This window comes from Streptomyces sp. NPDC104581, from assembly GCF_055583685.1.
The window spans coordinates 15,495-37,775 of the sequence record NZ_JBVJNN010000057.1; the positions used below are offsets into that span (position 1 = coordinate 15,495).

The following is a 22,281-nucleotide window of genomic DNA, read 5'->3' on the forward strand; positions in this document are numbered from 1 at the left end:
CGGCGGCCAGGACAGAGCGGAGAGGTGATCGATGGGCGACGCGGGCTCCTTCCCCGGTCCGACGGGGAAGTCGGCCGGTCCCCCCATGGACCGGGACGAGGCGGATCGTGCCCTCGCGCGCCTCGGCGCGGAGCACGAGGCGATCGAGACGTCCCTGCTCGCCCTCCAGGACCACGCGGGCCGGCGGCTGCTGGAGGGCGCCTCCCTCACCGGGGTCACCAAGGACCGCTGGGCCACCACCGAACAGACCATCATCCTGCTGTGGAGCTACTTCGACGCGTACGCCGCCGCGCTGCGCGGCGCCCGCGAGGCCCGCGCGCGGCTGCGCAGGCTCAACCAGCAGGACCTGGTGGACCTGACCGAGAAGCTGCGGGGCCGCAGCGTCACGGTCGCGGGCTCCGCCTCCGCGGCCCCGTCGATCGCGGGACCGGCGAAGCTCTCCGAACAGTTCACGCTCGCCGAACTGGTCGCCCGGATGAACGAGTTGTACGCGCAGTCGCTTGACATGGTCGTGGCGTCGGACTCCGTCTGGTCGGCCCTGCCGGCCCGGATAGACCTGCTCGCCGCCGAGCTGAAGCGCACCCGCTCGCTGGCGCACTCCGCCGGGGTGCGGCCCGGGGAGCACCCGGCGGGTGACGAACTGGAGGCGATCACCGACGAGCTGTCCACGCTGCGCGCCCAGGTGATCTCCGATCCGCTGGCCTTCTGGCAGCCGGTGCACGGCAGTTCGGCCCCCGGCGGCGGCCGGCCGGACACCGAGCGCTACGACCGGGCGGCCCGCGCGCTGGAGGACGTGCGCCGTGAGATCGACGCGGTCCTGACGGTGCGGCAGGACTCGGAGGCGCGGCTGCTGCGGCTGCGGGACGTCCTGTCGCGCGCCGACCGTACGCTCACCGAGGCGCGGTCGGCCCGCGGTGAGGTGCTCGCGAAGATCGCCGCGTCGGAGGTGCCCGCGGTGAGCGGTCCGTCGACGGCGCTCCAGGAGCGGCTGTCGACGGCCGCCGAGTACCGCAGACACGCGCAGTGGCACCGCCTCTCCCCGCTGCTGGAGTCCCTGGAGCGCGAGGCGGAGGACGAACTGCACCGGGCCCGCGAGTCGTTGACGGCCGTCACGGCTCCGCTCGCGGTCCGGGCCGAGCTGCGCGGCAGGCTCGACGCGTACAAGGCGAAGGTCGCCCGGCACGGGCTCGCCGAGGACCTGATGCTGACCGAGCGCTACGACGCGGCCCGCCGGATGCTCTGGAGCGCCCCGTGCGATCTGCGCGTCGCCGAACAGGCGGTGCTGCGCTACCAGCGGGCGGCGGCCGAGGCACTGGCCCAGCGGGGCTCCGGGCCGGCCGGCGGCGGAGGGAACACGTGAGCGCCGACGGGGTGGCGACCGGGAGACCGGGCGGCGCCGGCGGTACGTGCGGCACGCGCGCCGGGCACGGCGCGAACAGCGGGAACGGTACGAACGACATGGGCGAACGGGGGGAACGATGAGCGGGACGAGGAGATGCCAGCGCCCGGGCTGCGAGGGCGGCTACGAGGACATGGGCGGCGGTGAGCTGTACTGCGACACCTGCGGTCTGGCTCCGGTCGTCTCGCCGACCGGCATGGTGTCGTCCCCGCCGACCGGGGTCACCGGTGGCGGCAGGGACAGCGGGGCGGGCGGCAAGGGCAGTGGCCGGGGCAGCGGTTCGGCGCGCTCCGGCTCGTCCCGCGCGTCGTCGCGGGCCTCCTCGCGCTCGTCGACGTCCCGGCGTTCGGTCTCGGGGCGGCTGTCGCGTTCGCTGTCCGGGCGGCTCTCCAGCCGGTCGGTCTCGGTGCGCAGCTCCGGCGCCTCCGCCGCGGCGTCGGGCCGCAACAGGCTGGGCGCCGGTCTCGTCTCCGTACCGGACGTGCCGAGGCCCGATCCGCGCTCGGCGGTGATGACGAGCGCCGAGGTCCCCGAGCGCAAGCGGTACTGCTCGCGCTCCGACTGCGGTGCGCCGGTGGGCCGTTCGCGCGGTGAGCGCCCGGGGCGTACGGAGGGGTTCTGCACCAAGTGCGGCCACCCGTACTCGTTCGTGCCGAAGCTGCGCGAGGGCGACATCGTCCACGGGCAGTACGAGGTCGCGGGCTGTCTGGCGCACGGCGGGCTCGGGTGGATCTATCTCGCCGTCGACCGGGCGGTCTCCGACCGCTGGGTGGTCCTCAAGGGTCTGCTCGACACGGGCGACCAGGACGCCATGGAGGCGGCGATCTCCGAGCGGCGCTTCCTCGCGGAGATCGAGCACTCCAACATCGTCCGCATCTACAACTTCGTGGAACACCTCGACCAGCGGACCGGCTCCATGGACGGCTACATCGTCATGGAGTACGTGGGCGGCAAGGCGCTCAAGGAGATCGCCAACGAGCGGCGCGGCCCGGACGGCAAGCGGGACCCGCTGCCGGTCGAGCAGGCGTGCGCGTACGGCATCGAGGCGCTGGAGGCCCTCGGGCATCTGCACAGCCGCAATCTGCTCTACTGCGACTTCAAGGTCGACAACGCGATCCAGTCCGAGGACCAGCTCAAGCTCATCGACATGGGCGCGGTCCGCAGGATGGACGACGAGGAGTCGGCCATCTACGGCACCGTCGGCTACCAGGCCCCGGAGGTCGCCGAGGTGGGCCCGTCGGTCGCCTCCGACCTGTACACGGTGGCGCGCACGCTCGCGGTGCTGACGTTCGACTTCCAGGGGTACACGAACGTGTTCGTGGACTCGCTGCCGGACCCGGACAACATCGACGTGTTCCGGAAGTACGAGTCGTTCTACCGGCTGCTGGTCCGGGCGACGGACCCGGATCCGGCGCGGCGGTTCGCCTCCGCGCAGGAGATGGCCGAGCAGCTGACCGGTGTGCTGCGGGAGGTCGTGGCGCTTCAGACGGGGCGTCCCCGGCCGGCGCTCTCGACACAGTTCGGTACGGAGCTGCGGGTCACGGACACCCTGCTGTTCGCCGACACCTCGCGGAACGTGTCACGGCTGGGGCTGCGCCCCGAGCCGGTGCGCTCCGGTCCGTTCGGCCGCCGCGGCAGGGCGGCGGGCACCGACGGCGCCACGAACTCCCCGCCCCCGGGGGGTCCGGGCCTCGCGGCCGGCGCGCCCGCGCCCGTCCCGCTGCCCGGCCGGCCGGCGATGCCGCCGCCCCCGGCGCCCTTCGGGGCCCAGCCCCCACTCCCGCCGGTGAACGGCGGTCAGGGCGGCGTCCCGGCACCCCGGCAGGCGCCGGGCGGCGTTCCCGTCTCCCCGGCGGGCGAGCCGCTGGAGACCGGTGCCCCGCTCGCCCGTATCGACGCGGGCGCCACCGCGCTGGCGCTGCCGGTGCCACGGGTCGACGCGAACGACCCCAACGCCGGTTTCCTGGCCGGTCTGATGGCCTCCGCCCCGGCCGAGCTGATCTCCGCGCTGGCGGCGGCTCCCGCCGACTCCGTCGAGCGGCGGCTGCGTGAGCTGCGGGCCCGGCTGGAGATGGGTGAACTGGTCACGGCCTCCGAGGCGCTGACCGAACTGGAGGCGCGCCACGCCGACGACTGGCGGGTGGTCTGGTACCGGGGTCTGGCCTCGCTCGTGACGGGTGAGCACGAGATCGCCGCGCTCTCCTTCGACGCGATCTACGACGCGTTCCCCGGTGAGGCGGCGCCGAAGCTGGCGCTCGGGGTCTGCGCCGAGGTGCTGGGCCAGCTCGACAACGCGGCCGAGTACTACCGCCTCGTATGGATGACGGATCCGAGCTACGTCAGCGCCGCCTTCGGTCTCGCCCGGGTGCAGAACGCGGCGGGTGACCGGGCCTCGGCCGTACGGACGCTGGAGTCGGTCCCCGAGGCGTCGATCCATTACACGGCGGCCAGGATCGCGGCCGTACGGTCCCGGCTGCGCCGCCGTGACCTGCGCTCGCCGTGGCCGGCCGGCCCGGCGGGAGCCACGGCGGACACCCCGCTGATCGACGATCTGCGGGCCGCCGCCGACCAGATCTCGCGACTGGGCCAGTTCGGCCTGGACGCGATGCGGCGCGAGCAGTTGTCGGCGGAGGTACTGGGCACGGCTCTGGACTGGGTACTCTCCGGTGGTCCAGGGAATCGGCCCGGACAGACCACGCTGCTCGGCAGTGAACTGGACGAGCGCGGTCTTCGCCTGGGACTGGAACGCTCGTACCGGGTGCTTGCCCGGCTCGCTCAGCGTGGCGAGGAGAGGATCGACCTGGTGGAGCGGGCCAACCGCTTCCGCCCCCGGACGTGGGTGTGATTGATGTCGCAGATGCACCAGCCGACAGCCCTTTCGAGGTGCCCAGGTTGCGAGGAGCCGCTGGAGTCGGGCGACCTGTTCTGTGGTGCGTGCGGGTACGACCTGTCGGCCGTGCCCCCGCCCCCGGACGACCACGCCACGATCGTCATCAACGGCGCCCTGTCGCCGGCCGGGCTCCCTCCGGGCGCCGCTCCCCCGGGCGCCGTCGACTGGCCCGCCGCCGACAGGGACGGCACGGACTCGCCCGCCCCGGTGCATCTGCCGGGCGAGCTGCCCGGCCTCGACTCGACCGGGGTGCCGCTCTCCGGGCACACCCCGGCCGCGCCCACCCCGGCCGGTGACTTCGAACTGCCCGCGCCCGCGGCGGCGCCGGACGCGTCCGCCGGGGCCGCGCCCCCGGTGCCCCATGTCACCGACCACCGTTCGCCGGACCCCGCCACGGCCGCCCCCGCCGACCCGGCCGACCCGCGTACGGCGCCGCCCGCGGCCCCGGCGGGTGCGAAGCTCTGTGTGGCCTGCCGGGCCGGCCATGTCGACACCGACGGGTACTGCGAGAACTGCGGTCACGCGCAGCCGCGCGAGCGCGACCACGTGGAGCAGGAGCTGGACTCCGTGGCGGCGGTCAGCGACCGCGGGCTGCGCCACCACCGCAACGAGGACGCGTTCGCCGTGTCGTCGGCCGCCCTGCCGGACGGCACACCGGCCGTGATCGCGATCGTCTGCGACGGGGTGTCGTCGGCGACCCGCCCCGACGAGGCGTCGGCGGCGGCCTCGGCGACCGCCAACGAGGTGCTGCTGACGGCGCTGCCGCGCGGCACGCACCCGCAGCAGGCGATGCACGAGGCGATCGTGGCCGCCGCCGAGGCGGTCAACCTCCTTGCCACCCGGCCGGGTCGGGCCGGTGAGGAGTCCGCGCACCGCGCGCAGAACGCGCCCGCGTGCACGATCGTCGGCGCGGTCGTGGCGAGCGGGCTGCTGGTCGTCGGCTGGGTCGGCGACAGCCGCGCCTACTGGGTGCCCGACGACCGCAGCGGCCCGCCCGCGCGGCTCACCGAGGACGACTCCTGGGCGGCGCAGATGGTCGCCGCGGGCCTGATGAACGAGGCGGAGGCGTACGCGGACGAGCGCGCCCACGCCATCACCGGTTGGCTCGGCGCGGACGCGTACGAACTCGAACCGCACACGGCGTCCTTCAAACCGGACCGGCCCGGTGTCGTGGTGGTGTGCACGGACGGGCTGTGGAACTACGCGGAGAGTCCGCAGGAGATGGCCAGGGTCCTGCCGCCCGACGCCGCGGGCAGGCCGCTGCACAGCGCCCAGGTACTGGTGGGCCACGCGCTCGACGGTGGGGGCCACGACAACGTAACAGTGGCGCTGCTGCCGTTCGCCCTGCCGCGGCAAGGGGCAGGATCCGCCTACAGCCCGGCCTGAGCACCCCACTGCCCGGACCACCGACCGCGGCGGCGACCGGGCGGGCCCCCGGTCCGACCCCGGGAGCACGCCGGCCCGTTGCCCTGCCGCCGCCGTCCCTCTCACGTTTTGGATTTTCTGCCAGTGGAGCGTCAAGGAGCCGATACAGATGGCGAACTTCTCCAAGTCGACAGTGCCGCAGTTCTCCGTCGAGGTGTACCAGAACGAGTTCCTGCCGGAAGGCGGGCGCGAGGTGAACGCGATCGTGACGGTCACGTCCACCGGGGGTGGTACGAGCGGCGGTGCGCCGCTCACGGGGGCGTCCCCGGCATCGGCGACGCCGCCGGGCGGGAGCCCGAACGCGGCGGTGGTGATCATGGTCGACTGCTCGGGGTCGATGGACTATCCGCCGACGAAGATGCGCAACGCGCGCGATGCCACGTCCGCCGCCGTCGACACGCTGCGCGACGGCGTCGCGTTCGCCGTGGTGGCGGGGACGCACGTGGCCAAGGAGGTCTATCCGGGCGGGGGCGGGCTCGCGGTCGCGGACGCCACCACCCGCGCCGAGGCCAAGAACGCCCTGCGCAAGCTGAGCGCGGGCGGCGGTACGGCCATCGGCACCTGGCTGCGGCTCGCGGACCGGCTGCTGGCCTCGGCCGACGTGTCGATCAGACACGGCATCCTGCTCACCGACGGCCGGAACGAGCACGAGACGCCGGAGGACCTGCGCGCCTCGCTGGACGCCTGTGCCGGCCGTTTCACCTGTGACGTCCGCGGCGTCGGCACGGACTGGGTGGTGAAAGAGGTCACAGGCATCGCGTCGGCGATGCTCGGCACGGCGGACATCGTGGCCGATCCCTCGGGCCTGGCCGCCGACTTCACCGACATGATGGAGAACGCGATGGGCAAGGAGGTCGCGGACGTCGCGCTGCGCCTCTGGACTCCCGTCGGTGTGGAGATCAAGTTCGTCAAGCAGGTGGCGCCGACGGTCGAGGAGCTGACCGAGCGGCGTACCGACGCCAACCCCCGTGCGGGGGACTACCCGACAGGATCCTGGGGCGACGAGTCCCGCGACTACCACGTAAGTGTCCAGGTCCCGGAGGCGGGCGTCGGCCAGGAGATGCTGGCCGCCAGGGTCTCGCTGATCCTCCCCGCCGCGGACGGCACGTCGCAGGTGCTGTCCCAGGGACTGGTACGGGCGGTGTGGACGGACGACATGGCGGCGTCGACGTCCATCAATCCGCAGGTCGCGCACTACACGGGCCAGGCCGAGCTGGCGCAGGTCATCCAACAGGGCCTGGAGGCCCGCAAGTCGGGCGACTTCGACGGCGCGACGGCCAAACTGGGACGCGCGGTGCAGCTCGCGTCGGACTCGGGTAACGCCGATACGGCGAAATTGCTTTCGAAGGTGGTGGACGTTGTCGACGCGGCGACGGGTACTGTGCGACTGAAAGCGAAGGTCGCGGACGAGGACGAGATGACGCTGGATACTCGCTCGACGAAGACGGTCCGCGTCAAGAAGTAGCGGACAACGCGACGTAACGATCAACCGCGGCCTGCGGGCCGGACGAGGAGAGGGGGAGGCGCCGACATGCCGACTTGCCCGAACGGACACCAGTCGGGTTCCGACGACTGGTGCGAGGTCTGTGGCCATCGCATGGCCGGAGCCGGCGCTCCCGCCGGTTCGGTGCCGCCGCCTCCCCCACCGCCGCCGGCGCCCGGTTACGGCTACCCGCAGGACCCGAACTCGACGGCGCAGGCGGAGCTCTGCCCGCAGTGCCGCACTCCCCGCGAGGGCAACGCCCTGTTCTGCGAGGAGTGCCGGTGGAACTTCCTCACCAACACGGCGACCTCGTACACACCGCTGGCTCCGCAGCACCAGCAGCCGGGCGGGGCGGGTGGCCCCGGCGGGCCGGGTGGACCGGGTGGACCGGGCGGACCGCCGCCTCCGGGGCTGAACCTGCCGCCGGGCTTCCAGGCCCAGCAGGGGCCGCCCCGGCCGCCGGAGCCGTACGACTACCAGGGCTCGCGCCCCTCCCAGCTGAACCGGCCCGCCGAACCGCTGGTCCCCGACCAGCAGGGCGGCCCCGGCGGACCCGGCCCGCAGGGCGGACCCCCCGCGCCCCCCGGCCATCCCGGTCCGTCCGGACCTGCCGGACCGCACGCGCCTCCCGGACCCCACGGCCACCAGGGACCGCCGCCGCCCCCGCCGTACCAGCAGCAGGGACCGCCGTCGCCCCCCTCGTTCCAGCAGTCGGGGCCCCCGGCGCCGCCGCAGCAGACCGGTGGCGACGACTGGGTGCTGCCGCCGCCCTCGCAGTCGCAGTCCTCGGCGCCCCCGCAGCAGTTCCAGCAGGGCCCCCCGCAGCAGCACCAGCAGCAGCAGCCGCCCCACCAGTACCAGCCGCCGGGCAACTGGACCGCGGTCGTCGCACCGGACCGTGAGTACTTCATGGCGATGATGCAGCGCAGCGGTCCCGAGGCGACGGGTCTCAACCTGCCCGCGTACTCACCGGAACAGCATCTGCCGATGACCGGGAACCAGATCACCATCGGCCGCCGGCGTCACTCCACCGGCGAGTCCCCCGATGTCGACCTGTCCGTCCCGCCGGAGGACCCGGGCGTCTCGCACCAGCACGCGGTCCTGGTCCAGCAGCCCGACGGCGGCTGGGCGGTGGTCGACCAGAACTCCACCAACGGCACGACGCTGAACGGCGCCGAGGACCCGATCCAGCCGTATGTCCCCGTCCCCCTCAAGGACGGCGACCGCGTGCACGTCGGCGCCTGGACGACCATCACCATCCGCCGGGGCTGAGCGGCCAGACGTACGGCCCCGAGGGGTCGTCCAGCCAGGCCCACTGCCGGTCCCGGCCGACTGTGATGCCGAACCTCTCCCGCTGCGGGCGCTTCTCGCGCTCCCAGAGGGAGAGGGCCTCGTGCGGGTCGAGGCTGCCCGCCGTCAGCGAGAGCATGAAGCGGAAGAGTTCGTTCTCCAGCGCCCGCCTGGGCAGTCCGCCGATCCGCCGGAGGACCGGCAGCCCAGGCTCCCGCGTGCCGCCCCGCAGCGGGACGAAGAAGGCGGACGTGTGCAGGAAGTGCCCCTCCGCGTAACGGCCGTTGAGGTCCTCGGCGACGTCCAGCGCGATCAAGCCGGTGGACAGCGGCGCCAGGATCCGCGCCCCGTCCGCGCACTGCTCCAGCCAGCCGGACGGCACCGCGGAGAGCGTGCAGGTCGCGATGATCCGGTCGAACGGCGCCCGCCGCCGGCACCCGGTCGTGCCGTCGCCGGTGACGACCGTGGGCCGGTGCCCGGCGGCCGCGAGATGCCTGCGGGCGGACTCGGTGATCTCCGGATCCAGATCGACCGTCGTGACGCGCTCGTCGCCGAGCCGGTGCGCGAGCAGGCCCGCGTTGTAGCCGGTGCCCGCGCCGATCTCCAGGACGGTGTGCCCGTCGCGCACCTCCAGCTCCACCAGCATCCGGGCCATCAGGGAGGGCTGGCTGCTGGAGGAGATCAGTTCACCGTCCCGTACCCGGGTGGCCAGCGCCCCGTCCGCGTACGCGCCGCGCAGCCAGCGGAGCCGCCGCACCGGATCGGGGTCGTCGCACCACAGCCGGTCGTGGCCGCCGGGCCTGCCGGGCCCGCCGGTGAAGTAGTACGGCACGAACACATGGCGCGGAACCTCCTCGAACGCCGCGCGCCAGGCCGGGTCCGCCAGCGCCCCGTCGTCCACCATGCCCCGCACCATGGCGGCACGCGCCTCGGCGGCGACGCCCCGGTCGTCGTCGCCCGGCCGGTGCGCCTGGTGATGCCCGCAGTGAACGCCCATGCCCCCACTGTCCTGTGTCCCGGGCGCGGAAGCGAGCAGTACCGTCGCGCGGACCCCGGGTAACCGGATTCCGGGGCGGGACCGGCCGGTTCCGCCCCGGACGCCGGTGCGAAGAGAGGACCTAGACCTCAGGTACTCGGCCGGTGGGTCTGCGACCATGGAGGGGTGAACGAGATTCCGCGCGGCACACTTTCGGAGCAGACCTTCTACGAGCAGGTCGGCGGGGAGAAGACCTTCCGGCGCCTGGTCCACCGGTTCTACCAGGGCGTGGCCGAGGACCCGCTGCTCCGGCCGATGTACCCGGAGGAGGACCTGGGGCCCGCCGAGGAGCGGTTCACGCTGTTCCTGATGCAGTACTGGGGCGGCCCGCGCACCTACAGCGACAACCGGGGCCATCCCCGGCTGCGGATGCGCCACGCGCCGTTCACCGTCGACCGGGCCGCGCACGACGCGTGGCTGAGCCATATGCGGGTGGCCATCGACGAGCTGGAGCTCTCCGAGGAGCACGAGCGGCAGCTCTGGAACTACATGACGTACGCCGCCGCGTCGATGGTCAACAGCTGAGCGGACCACCCCGGCCCGGCCCGGTGGGCACCGGCGGCCGCCCCGGAATACGGAACGCGCGTTCCGCACAACGGTCACGATCGGATCAAAGTACGCCCCTGAGCGGTTTCAACGACGGCTGCCCTCTGAAAGTATCCGAGGCTCCGGGGGAGAACGGCTGATCGGCGGGGGGACGTGTGACGGGGTTCGTCTTTCTGCGCGTCCGCGCACACCGGCTCCTGCTCGCCGCGGCCCTGCTCGCCGTCCTCCTCACCACCTCCGTCCTGTCGGCGCTCACCGCCTTCTCCGGATCGATCGGGGACGCCGCGCTCCGTCACACGCTCCAGGGCCGGGAGGCCGCGTCGGCGGCGCTCGTGATCAGCGCGCAGGTCGCCGCCGACGACCGGGAGGCCGCGGACGAGGCGGCGTCCGAGGCCGCCCGGAAGTCCTTCGACGGGCTGCCGGTCACCGTGGGGAAGCTGGAGCGCTCCGGGTCGTACGCGCTCCCCCGCGCCCTTCAGCCGCCCGCCGCCCGCGCGGGGGAACCCGACCTCACGCACTTCGCGACGCTCGACCGCTCACGCGTACGGCTGGTGAGCGGGGCCTGGCCCGCCGCGGGCGGCCCCGGCGACGGCGAACCCGTGCAGGCGGCGTTCCCGGAGGTCGCCGCGACGCAGCTCGGGCTCAGGGCGGGGACCCGGCTCACCCTCGTCGACCGGCTGGGGGACAAGCCCCTCGCGATCCGCGTCACCGGCGTCTACCGGCCGGCCGATCTCACCGATCCGTACTGGAAGTTGGACAGCCTCGGCGGCAACGGCGTGCGGACGGTCACCTTCACCACGTACGGTCCGCTGCTCACCGACCCCGCCCTGTTCGACTCCGGACAGCTCTCGGCGGGCGACCTCTCCTGGCTGGCCGCCGCCGATTTCCGGTCCGTCACCACCGGCCGTATCGATTCGCTGCGCACCACCGCCGAGCGGGGGCCCAGGACCCTGGCCGCCCAACCCGTCTTCGCCGACGGCGTGAACGTGACCACCGCGCTGCCGGGCGTGCTCGACCGGACCGAACGCGCGCTCCTCGTCTCCCGCTCCACGCTGCTGATCGTCGCCGTCCAGCTCGTACTGCTCGCGGGGTACGCCCTGTTGCTGGTCGCCCGCATGCTGAGCACCGAGCGGACGGGCGAGACCGATCTGCTGCGGGCACGCGGCGGCTCCCGGCGCCGGATCCTCTGGCTCACCACCGTCGAGGCGCTGCTCCTCGCGCTGCCCGCCGCGCTCTGCGCGCCGCTGCTGGCGGGGCCGCTGACCCGCCTCCTGGCCGACAGCGGCAGGCTCACCGAGATCGGGCTGCGGCTCGGCGACACCTCCACCGCCGAGGTGTGGCTGACCGGCGGCGGGGTCGCGCTCGCGTGCGCCGCCGCCGTCGTGGCGCCCGCCCTGGCCTCGGCCGGCGCGACCGGGCTGCGGCGCGGCAGGGCGAAGGCGCTGCCGGGCCCGGTGCGCGCGGGCGCCGACGTGGGGCTGCTGGTGGTCGCCGCCGTGGCGTACTGGCAGCTGGACCGGCAGACGGCGACCTCGGGCGGCGGAGCGCTCAGCGGTGACAGCCGCGGCGAACTCGGCGTCGATCCGCTGCTGGTCGCCGCTCCCGCGCTGGCCCTGCTCGCGGGCACCGTACTGACCCTTCGCCTGCTGCCACCCGTGGCGCGTCTCGCCGAGCGGCGCGCGGCGAACGGCGCGGGCCTGTCGTCGGCGCTCGCCGGCTGGCAGTTCAGCCGCCGGCCGCTGCGCGGCGCGGGCCCGGTGCTGCTGCTGGTGCTGGCCGTGGCGATGGGGATGCTGGCGATCGGGCAGAGCGCGTCGTGGGACCGCTCGCAGGAGGACCAGGCGGACTTCCGGACCGGCGCGTCCGTGCGGGTGGCGACCGACCGGCCGGGGGAACCCGGGCAGGCGGGGATCTACGCCGCGCTGCCGGGGGTGCGCGAGGCGGCCCCGGCGCACCGTGCGACCACCGAGCTGGCGGGCAACAGGATCGCCGCCGTCCTCGCGCTGGACACCGCTCACGCGGACGAGGGGATGCTGCTGCGGGACGACACCCGCGGGCTGTCCGGCGACAAGGGCGCGGCCCGGCTCCTGGCCACGCTGGAACCGCCGGGGACGGCCCGGCCCGGCACCCCGCTGCCCGACGGGACCCGTCAGCTCCGGATCACACTGCGGCTCACCGACACCGGGGCGGACGACGGGGTGTCGCCGAGCGGCGCCGTCCCGTTCGCCACGGTGGTGGTCGAGGACCGGTACGGCGTCGGCCACCGCCTGCCCGTGGGCGAGGTGCCCGTCGACGGCCGCCCGCACACCGTGACGCTCGATCTGACCGGAGAGACGGACTCCGTCGCCGGTCCCGAGGCGAGGAGCACACCGCTCGCCCCGGCGGAACCGCTGGCACTGACCGCGCTGGAGTTCGTCTCGACCGCTCCGCAGAGCACGGGCGAGACCCACCGGATCCGCGTCGAGGCGCTGCGCTCACTGGACGCCGACGGCGCCGCGCGGCCGGTCGGCATGCCCCGGGACTCCGACTGGCGGGCCACGCTGCTGAGTTCACTGGACGGCGAGGCGGACCCGGAAGTGCCGCTGAAACCGGTCGTCTCGGCGAAGACCCCGCTGACGCTGTCGTACGACACGGGGGTCAGCCCGGGGACCGGGCCCTATTCCGACCCGGCGCGCGGCGTCACCGTCCACATGAGCGCGGCGCGCGCCGAGCCGCCTGCCGTGGTGCCCGGGATCGCCACCGACGCGTTTCTGCGCGCGGCCGGCGCGAAGACCGGGCAGACCGTGGACGTCCAGGTCTCGGGTCAGCGCCTGCGGGTGAAGCTCGTGCGCGCGGTCGGCGGGCTGCCCACCACCGGGGCCGGCGCCCTGAGCGAGCGGGCGGTGCCGGAGAGCGCCGACGGCGGCCGTCCGGGGGACGGCGGCGGACTCCTGGTCGATCTGCGCACCGTCAACGAGGTGCTCACCGGACGGCGCGTGGCCTCGCTGGCGCCCACCGAGTGGTGGCTGAGCACGGCACCGGACCGTACGGAGGAGATCGCCGAGACGCTGCGCGAGCGGTCCGACCTCGACCCGGCGCAGGTCCTGGTGCGCGACGAGACGGCCGACGAGTTGCTGAGCGATCCGCTGGGGGTCGGCCCGCAGTCCGCGCTGACGGCCGCCGCCATGGCGGCGGCGGCGCTCGCGGCGGTCGGCTTCGCGGTGAGCGCGGCGGGGTCGCAGCGCGAACGGGCCGCCGAATTCGCCCTGTTGCGGGCCCTTGGGACGCCACGGCGCCAGCTCGCCCGGCTGATAGCCACCGAGCAGGGTGTGCTGCTGGCGGTCGCGCTCCTGGTCGGGCTGGCCCTCGGTGCCGTCCTGACCAGGGCGGTGGTGCCCCTGGTCGTCCTGACGGGCCAGGCCACCCAGCCCGTCCCGCGCGTCCTGGTCGAACTGCCCACCGGTCAGGTGGCGGCGCTGCTGGCGGGGGTGTCGGCGCTGCCCCTGCTGATGATCGCGTCGCTGGCCCTGCGCCGCACCGACCCGGTGGTCACGCTGCGCGAACGGGGAGGCAACTGAGATGCGGACTCCTTCGCGGGACCCCGGCGAGAACGGTGGGCCCGAGAACGTGGCCGGGCCCGGGTCCCGTACGGACGCCGGTGGCGGCGACCGCGGCTCCTCGCCCGGCGGCGCCGCGGCCCGCGCCGAACGCCCCGCGCGGGCCGTCGCGCCCTGGGTGCGGACGCGGCTGCGGACCGCGCCGGGTGCCGCCGCCGCGACGGCGGTGCTCGTCGTGCTCACCGCCTACCTCGCCGCCGCGTTCCCCCGTTCCGTGGACGCGTACGAGACGAACGGCCTGCGCCACGACATCCGGACCGCCGGCGCCGTCGAGCGGGTCCTGGAGATCAGCTCGCCGGCGTTCGGCCCCGGCATGCCGAGGGCCGACCGGGAGAGGGCCCTGCGCGGTCCGTGGGTGGCACAGACACAGCGGAAGATCGTGCGGGGCCTGCCGGCGCCGGTCCGGGCCGACGAGGGCGCCTCGGCGTACGGCGTGCGGACCTCCGAACCCATCGAGATCGCCGATCCCTGGCTGGCCGCACCCGACAGACTGCCGCCGGCGTTCACCCTCGCCGCCCAGGCGGAGCTCGACCGCCACTCCGCGCTCCGCGAGGGCCGGCTCCCCCGCGTCGACGCGCCGGTGACGGAGGCCACGGCGGAGGTGGAGGCCGCGGTCACCGCCGAGACAGCCGAGTCCCTGCACATCGAGGTGGGTTCGGTGCTGCACGTGCCGGCCGCCGGCCGGGACGACATCGGTGTACGAGTCACCGGGATCGTCGCGCCACGGGACCCGGACAACAGCTACTGGTCCTTCGAGCCCGCACTCGGCGTCCCCGCGCTGGTCGCCAAACAGACCGACGACCGCCCGCAGCCCCGCTACTGGCGCGCCGCCCTCCTCCTGCCGCCCGACGCCGCTCCCGTACTGCTCGCCACCACCGGTGAGCCCCAGCTGTACTGGCGGATCGCGCCCGACACCACCGCGCTCACCGCACGCGACGCCCCGGCGCTCGCCTCGCGCGTCGCGTCGATGAAGAACGGCCCGGAGCTGACGGAGCTGCGCACGAACGTCGTGGGGCCGGTCGCCGTGGTGTCGACGAAACTCGACGACATCGTCGCCGGGCACCGCGCGATGCGTGCCGCCATCGCCCCGGTCGTCACCGTCGCCGCACTGGGGATCGGGGCCGTGGCCGCCGTCGTGATGGTGATGGCGGGCGGCCTGATCGCGGCGCGGCGCCGGGCCGAGCTCGCCCTGCTGCGCTCACGCGGCGGGTCCCTGCGCGGCATCGGTGGCCGGCTCCTCGCCGAGACGGCGGTGATCGTCGTACCGGCGGCGGCCGTCGGTCTGGGGCTCGCCCTCCTGACCGTGCCGGAGGCCCGGCTACTGCCCGCCGTGGCCGCCGCCGGCGCCACGGCCCTGCTCGCGTGTGCCGCGCTGCCGCTGCGGGCCGTCGTACGGCATCGCAGGCCGCTGCCGCACGGGGGCCGCGAGGATCTCGTCCGGACCCGGCCCTCCCGCCGCCGCATGATCGCCGAACTGACCCTGCTGGCCCTGGCGATCGGCGCGGTGGTCGCGCTGCGCCGGCGCGGCACGGGCGGCGCGTCCGGCTCCGGGGGCACCGGCGGTATGGGCGACGTGGACTATCTGGTCAGCTCAGCGCCGGTGCTGGTGGGACTGATCGCCGCACTCGTCCTCGTACGTCTGTATCCGCTACCGCTGCGTCTGGTGGGCCGTCCGGCGGGGCGGCTGCGCGGCGCGGTCGGTTTCCTCTCGCTGGCCCGCGCGGGCCGCGCGTCGTCCTCCGGCGCGCTGCCGCTGCTCGCCCTGCTGGTCGCGCTGACGACGGCGGCGTTCGGCGGCTCGGTCCTCGCGGGGATCGAGGGCGCCAGGGAACGGGCCGCCGTACTGGCGACGGGCGCCGACGCCCGGATCAGCGTCGTCGGCTGGGCGCCCGCGCTGCCCGAGGGACTGGTGGCGGCCGTACGGGAGAGCGCCGGGGTCGGTGAGGTGACCGCGATGCGCGTCGAGTACGGTGTGCCGCTGCCCTCCGACAACCAGGGCATCCGGGAATCGCGCGGCGTCACCATGATCGGCGTGGAGCCGCGGACCTACGCGCGGCTGGCCCGCCAGACCGGCCTCGGTGAGTTCTCCCCCGATTCCCTGAAGTCCGTCGGCGGGGGCGGTGTGCGCGACGGCGAGCCGGACCCGGACCGGGTGCTGCCCGCGATCGCCTCGCCCGCCGTCGCCGAACGCCTCGGTGACCAGCCGCGCGAGATCCGGTCCGAGGCCGGGGAGTTCAAGGTGCGGGTGGCGGAGGTGCGCCGGAACACCCCGGCGGCGCCCGGCGCCGACTACCTCCTGGTGAACGCCGCCGACCTGACGCAGCGGGCACCGACCGCCCTGCTGGTCGACGGCGCGGAGCTGGACGGCGCGGCACTGCGCCGCACGGTCGCCGGGTTCGGCGACGACCTCAGTGTGAAGCTGCGCACCGAGGCGCGGAGCACGTTCGTCAACACGCCCATGCAGGAGGGCGCCGAACGGATCTACGCGGCGGCGATCGCGGCGGGCGCGGGCTACGCGCTGCTGGCCCTGCTGCTCTCGCTGGCACAGACGGCTCCGGAGCGCGTCACCCTGCTGGCGAGGCTGCGGACCATGGGTCTCACGACGCGGCAGGGCAGACAGCTGCTCGGCCTGGAGGTCCTGCCGCAGGCGCTGCTGGCCGCCGTGGGCGGGGCGCTGGTCGGCTGGGCGACCATCGTGCTGCTGGCGCCGGGGGTGGATCTCGTACGGCTGGCACTCGACGCGACGTCGGAGGTCACACTGGAAGCGGCGCCGCTCCGGGCCGATCCGTGGTCGCTGGTGCTGCCCGCGGTGGGGGTGCTGGCGCTCGCCGGCGCGGTGTCCGTCGTCCAGGCGTGGTGGGCGGGACGGCAAGGGTCGGTCAACGAACTCAGGGCAGGAGACAGCCGATGACATCGCCGAACGGGTCGAACGGGTCGGCAGTGACGCTGGAGCAGTTGGAGCGGCGGGCGGGAACGCACCGCGACCGGCCCTCGTACGGCCACGACGCGCTCATCGCCTGCGACCGGCTGGTGCGCATCTTCACCGCCGACGGGGTGGAGGTGCAGGCCCTCCAGGGCCTCGACCTCCTGGTGTCGGAGGGCGAGCTGATGGCTCTCGTGGGCGCGTCGGGCAGCGGCAAGTCGACGCTGATGAACATTCTCGCGGGGCTGGACGTCCCGACGGCCGGCGCCGCGAAGGTGGCGGGCCGCGACCTGCTGGCCATGGACGCGAAGACCCGGCTGCGCTACCGGCGCGAGGCGGTGGGCTTCGTCTGGCAGGAGACGGGACGCAATCTGCTGCCGTACCTGACGGCCGCTCAGAATGTGGCCCTGCCGATGCAGTTGAGCCAACGGGGTGGCCGCCGCCGACGGGCAGAGCGTGCCGCGCGGGCGGAGTCGCTGCTGGCGATGCTGAGCGTCGCGGACTGCCGGGACCGGCGCCCGCACCAGATGTCGGGTGGTCAGCAGCAGCGCGTCGCGATCGCCGTAGCCCTCGCCAACTCCCCTTCCGTACTGCTGGCCGACGAGCCGACGGGAGAGCTGGACTCGGCGACCGGTGAGCAGGTGTTCGCCGCGTTCCGGCGCGCGAACGAGGAGCTGGGCACGACGATCGTGATCGTCACCCATGACCAGGCCGTGGCGAGCGAGGTACGCCGGACGGTCGCCATCCGCGACGGCCGCACCTCGTCGGAGGTGCTGCGCCGTACGGAGGTCGACGCGACGACGGGCCAGGAGTCGGTGGTGGCGCGGGAGTACGCGATGCTCGACCGCGCGGGCCGCCTCCAGCTCCCCGCGGAGTACACGAACGCGCTGGTCATGGAGCACCGCGTGCTGCTGGAACTGGAAAAGGACCACATCGGAGTCTGGCCGGACACCCCGGACACCCCGGACGTCTCGGCCCCGTCCCCCGACTGAGGGCAGCCCCCGGCCGGCGCGTCCGGCGAACCACCCGCGCCGGCCGGGCAGATCCGGCCCGTACGGCGATCGAGGACAGACCACCCACCGGGCGCGACCCGGCGGCCGGCCCGGCAACAGGGCCCCGCCACGTCGGCGACGAGCCCTACGCCGGGGTGACGCTCAGCCCCCCGATGCCACCCGCCCCGCCCGTCCGTACGGCGATCGAGCCGTACGGCGTCCGCAGCCGCGTCCACGCCCCCGCCCTCAGCAGCGCCACCGGCGCGTCCTCGGGCATCGGCCGCAGGAAACCCACCGACTGCGCCGCGTGCACGGCACGCAGCGGCAGCCCCGTACCGCCGACCGTCCGCGACCAGATCTCACGGCCGATCCGGTCCCGCTCGGCGCGGTCCCGGTGCGCTTCGGGCAACGCCTCGTCGCGCGTGCGGAATTCGGCGACCGCCGCCGCGACCGTCTGCCGCAGCCCGTCGGGCCCCGGGAGGCCGGGCACCAGCTGCCAGCCTCCGCGCGGCGGCAGCACCCCGGTCCACGGCGGCCCGGTGACGGCGGCGGGCAGCCCGAAGCCGCCCGTCAGCTCATCGATCCCTTCGAGGAGTTCACCGGCGGAGACGGTGACGTCCAGCTCCACCGGGCCCTCCCCCGCCTCCGTGTCACGCAACCGCGCCGAACGGATCGCCAGCACCTCGAACGCCGGCGGGCGGCCGAACACGGCCACCGCCCCGCCGCCCGCCTGGAGACGCACCGCGGCGGCCCGGTCGTAGCGGATCAGCCGACCGAGGAAGGCGGCGAGATCCGCCGCCTCCGCCGTGTCGGCGAGCCGCAGGGCCCGCACGGTCGTCGCCGTCATGCCGCGAGCGCCTCCGCGTCGTCGAGGTACTTCAGGAGGAAGGACTTCTCCTCGGCGGTGATCCGCCGCGGCCGGCCCGCCTGGAGGTCGTACGGCACGATGACGGTCGAGGCCCGTACGTACACCCGGTCCTCGTCCTTGATCTCGTACGCGATCGTGAGCGTCGCCGCGCCGATCTTCGTCACCCACAGCTCCACGGTCACCGGCTCGTGCCGGTGGACCAGCGGCAGCTTGTAGTCGATCTCGTGCCGGGCCACGACCGACCCGCCCGAGAAGGACGGCGAGCCCTCCCCGGGCGCCAGCCGGAACATGAAGTCGATACGCGCCTCTTCCAGATAGCGGATGAAGACGACGTTGTTGACGTGCCCGAAGGCGTCCATGTCCGACCAGCGCAGGGGGCAGCTGTAGTGATGGCGGGCCATGTCAGCCTCGGGTCAGCTTCTTGTACGTGGCGCGGTGCGGCCGGGCCGCGTCGGCACCGAGCCGCTCCACCTTGTTCTTCTCGTACGACTCGAAGTTGCCCTCGAACCAGAACCACTTGGACTCGCCCTCGTACGCCAGGATGTGCGTGGCGACGCGGTCGAGGAACCAGCGGTCGTGAGAGATGATCACGGCCGCGCCGGAGAACTCCAGCAGCGCGTTCTCCAGCGACGACAGGGTCTCGACGTCGAGGTCGTTGGTCGGTTCGTCGAGGAGCAGCAGGTTGCCGCCCTGCTTGAGGGTCAGCGCCAGGTTGAGGCGGTTGCGCTCACCGCCGGAGAGTACCCCGGCCGGCTTCTGCTGGTCCGGGCCCTTGAAGCCGAACGCGGAGACGTACGCCCGCGAGGGCATCTCGACATGGCCGACGTTGATGTAGTCCAGCTCGTCGGAGACGACGGCCCACAGCGTCTTCTTGGGGTCGATCTTGGCGCGGCTCTGGTCGACGTAGCTGATGTTGACGGTCTCGCCGACCTTGATGCTGCCGGAGTCCGGCTGCTCCAGGCCCTGGATCATCTTGAAGAGCGTGGTCTTGCCGGCGCCGTTGGGGCCGATGATCCCGACGATGCCGTTGCGCGGGAGCGAGAACGACAGGTCGTCGATGAGGACCTTGTCGCCGAACGCCTTGGAGAGTTTCTCCACCTCGACGACGACGCTGCCGAGCCGGGGGCCCGGCGGGATCTGGATCTCCTCGAAGTCCAGCTTCCGCATCTTGTCGGCCTCGGCGGCCATCTCCTCGTAACGGGCCAGCCTGGCCTTGGACTTGGCCTGGCGCCCCTTCGCGTTGGAGCGGACCCACTCGAGTTCGTCCTTGAGCCGCTTGGCGCGCTTGGCGTCCTTCTGGCCCTCGACCTTCAGACGCGCCTGCTTGGTCTCCAGGTACTTGGAGTAATTGCCCTCGTAGCCGTGCAGACGGCCGCGGTCGACCTCGCAGATCCAGCCCGCGACGTTGTCGAGGAAGTACCGGTCGTGGGTGACGGCGACGACGGTGCCGGGGTACTTGGCGAGGTGCTGCTCCAGCCACTGCACGGACTCGGCGTCCAGGTGGTTGGTGGGCTCGTCGAGCAGCAGCAGGTCGGGGGCCTCCAGCAGCAGCTTGCAGAGCGCGACACGGCGGCGCTCACCGCCGGAGAGCGTGGTGACGGGCCAGTCGCCGGGCGGGCAGCCCAGCGCGTCCATGGCCTGCTCCAGCTGGGTGTCCAGGTCCCACGCGTTGGCGTGGTCCAGGTCCTCCTGGAGCTTGCCCATCTCGTCCATCAGCGCTTCGGAGTAGTCGGTCGCCATCAGCTCGGCGACCTCGTTGAACCTCTTCAGCTTGCCCATGGTCTCGGCGGCGCCGTCCTGGACGTTCTCCAGGACCGTCTTGGTCTCGTCGAGCGGCGGCTCCTGGAGGAGCATCCCGACCGAGTACCCGGGCGTCAGGAAGGCGTCGCCGTTGGACGGCTGCTCCAGCCCGGCCATGATCTTCAGGACGGTGGACTTACCGGCGCCGTTGGGGCCGACCACACCGATCTTCGCACCGGGCAGGAAGCTCAGCGTCACGTCATCGAGGATGACCTTGTCGCCGTGCGCCTTGCGCGTCTTGCGCATCGTGTAGATGTACTCAGCCAAGAGAAACCGTCCGGCAGATCGAGAAGGGCCAATGTGCGGCTCCGCCGCGTGAGGGCAGATGAATCCATCTTGCCGCACGTTCCCGCCCAGGGAGAAACCGCGTGTCCAGGGCTCGGACAGTGCGTCCCGGCCCGCGGCACCCGGCTCCGGCCACCGGGCGGGCCGGAGGCGGCCGGGGGCCGACGCCGCGTCGGCGCGGCCCCGGCGCGCGACCGGATTCGTCAGCGCGCCGGAGCCGCTGTCAGGGGAGGCCGTCGCGCCGACCGTCGCGATGCCGGCCCGGCGGCCACGGCGATCAGCGGGCCGCACCGTTGGGCGGGGTGGCACCGATCGGTGCGGGCGGTGCCACCCTCCGGAGCTTGTCGTGCGACCCGGCGGGCCGCTTACTCCTCGGTGGAGGGGTCGTTCTTCTTGCGGAAGAAGAAGACCGCCGCGCCGCCCACCAGGACCAGCCCGATCGCGACACCCGCGATCATCGGGGTGGCGTTGGAGGTGCCGGTCTCGGCCAGGTCGAGCCCGTCCGTGCCCCCGGTGACGTCCGCCGTGGCCGGCGCCAGCTGAGTGGTGGTCTCGTCGGCCGGCGGGGCCGGGTTTCCGGTGGTCCGGCAGTCGAGGACACCCTGGAAGTTCTCCGTGAAGCCACCCGGCCCGGTGATCGTGAAGTCGTAGGCCTGGTCCTCGGCGACCGGCACGGTGACGGTCCGGGACTTGCCGGCCTCGACCTCGTACTCCTCACCGGCGAGCTGGAAGGTGAACGGCTCGTCGCCCTTGTTCGCCGCCGTGACGTCCACACCGCCCTTCGCGCAGTTCTTCTCGGCGGTGATCGCGGGTATCGCGCCCCGCGCGGCCCAGGTGGCGGTGGCCGTCGCCGAGACCGTGGACTCGCTGGAGCCGGCCAGGATCTGCGTCTGGCTCTTGGTGACCCCGGCGAACGCCCTGCCCACCGGTACCGATGTGGTCGCCTGCACGCTCAGCGAGGCCGTGCCGTCGGCCGTGTCCTCGGGGACGTCGAAGTACAGCCGCGCCCCGTCGGTCACCTCGGTGACGGGCTCGCCGTCCTTGTCGGTGACCTCGATGCCCATGGCGGCGGCGTCGGCGGGCGGGGACACCGCGACACTGTCCGCGTCGGTCCGGACGGTGACCGGACCGAGCAGCTCACCGCTCCTGCCGGAGACCGCGCCGGGCTCCAGGGTGAGCGAGGCCCTGGGCTCACCGAGGTGATCGGCGCTCCGCTCCAGCCAGTCGGCCAGCTTCTCGGCCTGCGGGTCCACGGCGTCGACGTCGGCGTTGTCCGAGTGGCGCCAGATCGCGACCTGCGTACCGGCGGCGGCGGTCCGCGCGGTGAGCGGCCCGGTGCCCGCGTCGTCGGCGAGCGCGGCCAGGTCGTCGACCTGGGGGTAGGAGTTCTGGAGGATCCAGCGGATCTTCCCGGCGTTCTTGTTCGCGCCGAGTGAGGTCTGGGCCCAGGGGGTCTCCAGGTACTTGGCCTGGTTCTGGGTGGGGTTGTGGATGTCGATGCAGTACGTCTTGAGTTTGCCGCCGCCGTCGACGGTCATCTCGAAGAGCCCGGCGGGCAGTTCGCGCGCCTCACCGTCCGTGTGGAGGACGGCCTTGTCGAAGGTCCGGAGGCCGTCGAGCGTCGGGGGGGGGGGGGGGGGGGGGGGGGGGGGGGGGGGGGGGGGGGGGGGGGGGGGGGGGGGGGGGGGGGGGGGGGGGGAGGGGGGGGGAGGGGAAAAAGAGGGAGGGGGAGGGGGGGGGGGGGGGAG

The 22,281-nt window shown here is 73.9% G+C and carries 13 protein-coding genes and 1 pseudogene; 9 read left to right on the forward strand and 5 right to left on the reverse strand.

Going from position 1 to position 22,281, the window contains the following annotated elements:
• Positions 1–31 precede the first annotated feature (31 nt).
• From ACZ61E_RS30110 to ACZ61E_RS30130, 5 genes are all read left to right on the forward strand, one after another.
• Positions 32–1,360 (forward strand): hypothetical protein, encoded by a 1,329-nt coding sequence (locus tag ACZ61E_RS30110; RefSeq protein ID WP_469703296.1) that lies wholly within the window; start codon positions 32–34, stop codon positions 1,358–1,360.
• Positions 1,361–1,478: 118 nt separating this feature from the next.
• Entirely contained in the window at positions 1,479–4,244 is a 2,766-nt protein-coding gene (locus tag ACZ61E_RS30115) for a serine/threonine-protein kinase (RefSeq protein WP_469703298.1), read from the forward strand.
• A gap of 3 nt (positions 4,245–4,247) precedes the next feature.
• Positions 4,248–5,675 (forward strand): PP2C family serine/threonine-protein phosphatase, encoded by a 1,428-nt coding sequence (locus ACZ61E_RS30120; RefSeq protein ID WP_469703300.1) that lies wholly within the window; start codon positions 4,248–4,250, stop codon positions 5,673–5,675.
• Between the two features lie 148 nt (positions 5,676–5,823).
• The gene (locus ACZ61E_RS30125; protein ID WP_469703301.1) at positions 5,824–7,179 is read left to right on the forward strand and encodes a vWA domain-containing protein; all 1,356 of its coding nucleotides are present in this window, start codon (positions 5,824–5,826) and stop codon (positions 7,177–7,179) included.
• Positions 7,180–7,245: 66 nt separating this feature from the next.
• Complete coding sequence (locus tag ACZ61E_RS30130) at positions 7,246–8,469, forward strand: FHA domain-containing protein (protein ID WP_469703303.1); 1,224 nt, start codon at positions 7,246–7,248, stop codon at positions 8,467–8,469.
• Here the strand turns inward: ACZ61E_RS30130 and ACZ61E_RS30135 are convergent.
• Positions 8,450–9,484 carry a methyltransferase domain-containing protein gene (locus ACZ61E_RS30135; RefSeq protein WP_469703305.1) on the reverse strand — a complete coding sequence of 345 codons (1,035 nt, stop codon included), beginning with the start codon at positions 9,482–9,484 and terminating at the stop codon, positions 8,450–8,452. The genes ACZ61E_RS30130 and ACZ61E_RS30135 overlap by 20 nt on opposite strands.
• Positions 9,485–9,649: 165 nt before the next feature.
• On the opposite strand from ACZ61E_RS30135, the gene ACZ61E_RS30140 reads away from it, so the two are divergent.
• From ACZ61E_RS30140 to ACZ61E_RS30155, 4 genes are all read left to right on the forward strand, one after another.
• Positions 9,650–10,048, forward strand: coding sequence for a globin (locus tag ACZ61E_RS30140; protein ID WP_469703307.1), 399 nt, complete (start codon positions 9,650–9,652; stop codon positions 10,046–10,048).
• A gap of 176 nt (positions 10,049–10,224) precedes the next feature.
• Positions 10,225–13,626 (forward strand): FtsX-like permease family protein, encoded by a 3,402-nt coding sequence (locus ACZ61E_RS30145; RefSeq protein ID WP_469703309.1) that lies wholly within the window; start codon positions 10,225–10,227, stop codon positions 13,624–13,626.
• Position 13,627: 1 nt separating this feature from the next.
• On the forward strand, positions 13,628–16,576 hold the full coding sequence (locus ACZ61E_RS30150) for an ABC transporter permease (protein WP_469703311.1): 2,949 nt from the start codon (positions 13,628–13,630) through the stop codon (positions 16,574–16,576).
• Positions 16,573–17,580: an ABC transporter ATP-binding protein gene (locus ACZ61E_RS30155; protein ID WP_469703313.1), complete on the forward strand. Its 1,008-nt coding sequence runs from the start codon at positions 16,573–16,575 to the stop codon at positions 17,578–17,580. The genes ACZ61E_RS30150 and ACZ61E_RS30155 overlap by 4 nt, the downstream gene beginning before the upstream one ends.
• 145 nt (positions 17,581–17,725) lie before the next feature.
• Here the strand turns inward: ACZ61E_RS30155 and ACZ61E_RS30160 are convergent, their stop codons facing one another.
• The 4 genes and pseudogenes from ACZ61E_RS30160 to ACZ61E_RS30175 form a co-directional block, all read right to left on the reverse strand.
• Positions 17,726–18,427 carry a DUF8010 domain-containing protein gene (locus tag ACZ61E_RS30160; protein ID WP_469703315.1) on the reverse strand — a complete coding sequence of 234 codons (702 nt, stop codon included), beginning with the start codon at positions 18,425–18,427 and terminating at the stop codon, positions 17,726–17,728.
• Positions 18,424–18,849, reverse strand: a complete 426-nt coding sequence (locus tag ACZ61E_RS30165; RefSeq protein ID WP_469703317.1) for an acyl-CoA thioesterase — start codon at positions 18,847–18,849, stop codon at positions 18,424–18,426. The genes ACZ61E_RS30160 and ACZ61E_RS30165 overlap by 4 nt, the downstream gene beginning before the upstream one ends.
• A 1-nt stretch (position 18,850) precedes the next feature.
• Positions 18,851–20,515 carry an energy-dependent translational throttle protein EttA gene (gene ettA / locus ACZ61E_RS30170; protein ID WP_469703319.1) on the reverse strand — a complete coding sequence of 555 codons (1,665 nt, stop codon included), beginning with the start codon at positions 20,513–20,515 and terminating at the stop codon, positions 18,851–18,853.
• A 383-nt stretch (positions 20,516–20,898) separates the two neighbouring features.
• Positions 20,899–22,152: pseudogene (locus ACZ61E_RS30175) on the reverse strand (Cys-Gln thioester bond-forming surface protein); the annotation flags it as partial.
• Between the last annotated feature and the right edge of the window lie 129 nt (positions 22,153–22,281).

Bases quoted from the DNA above. Each gene is read 5' to 3' on its own strand.
- ACZ61E_RS30110 (WP_469703296.1), top strand. From the start codon at position 32: ATGGGCGACGCGGGCTCCTTCCCCGGTCCGACGGGGAAGTCGGCCGGT.
- ACZ61E_RS30115 (WP_469703298.1), top strand. From the start codon at position 1,479: ATGAGCGGGACGAGGAGATGCCAGCGCCCGGGCTGCGAGGGCGGCTAC.
- ACZ61E_RS30120 (WP_469703300.1), top strand. From the start codon at position 4,248: ATGTCGCAGATGCACCAGCCGACAGCCCTTTCGAGGTGCCCAGGTTGC.
- ACZ61E_RS30125 (WP_469703301.1), top strand. From the start codon at position 5,824: ATGGCGAACTTCTCCAAGTCGACAGTGCCGCAGTTCTCCGTCGAGGTG.
- ACZ61E_RS30130 (WP_469703303.1), top strand. From the start codon at position 7,246: ATGCCGACTTGCCCGAACGGACACCAGTCGGGTTCCGACGACTGGTGC.
- ACZ61E_RS30135 (WP_469703305.1), bottom strand. From the start codon at position 9,484: ATGGGCGTTCACTGCGGGCATCACCAGGCGCACCGGCCGGGCGACGAC.
- ACZ61E_RS30150 (WP_469703311.1), top strand. From the start codon at position 13,628: ATGCGGACTCCTTCGCGGGACCCCGGCGAGAACGGTGGGCCCGAGAAC.
- ACZ61E_RS30155 (WP_469703313.1), top strand. From the start codon at position 16,573: ATGACATCGCCGAACGGGTCGAACGGGTCGGCAGTGACGCTGGAGCAG.
- ACZ61E_RS30160 (WP_469703315.1), bottom strand. From the start codon at position 18,427: ATGACGGCGACGACCGTGCGGGCCCTGCGGCTCGCCGACACGGCGGAG.
- ACZ61E_RS30165 (WP_469703317.1), bottom strand. From the start codon at position 18,849: ATGGCCCGCCATCACTACAGCTGCCCCCTGCGCTGGTCGGACATGGAC.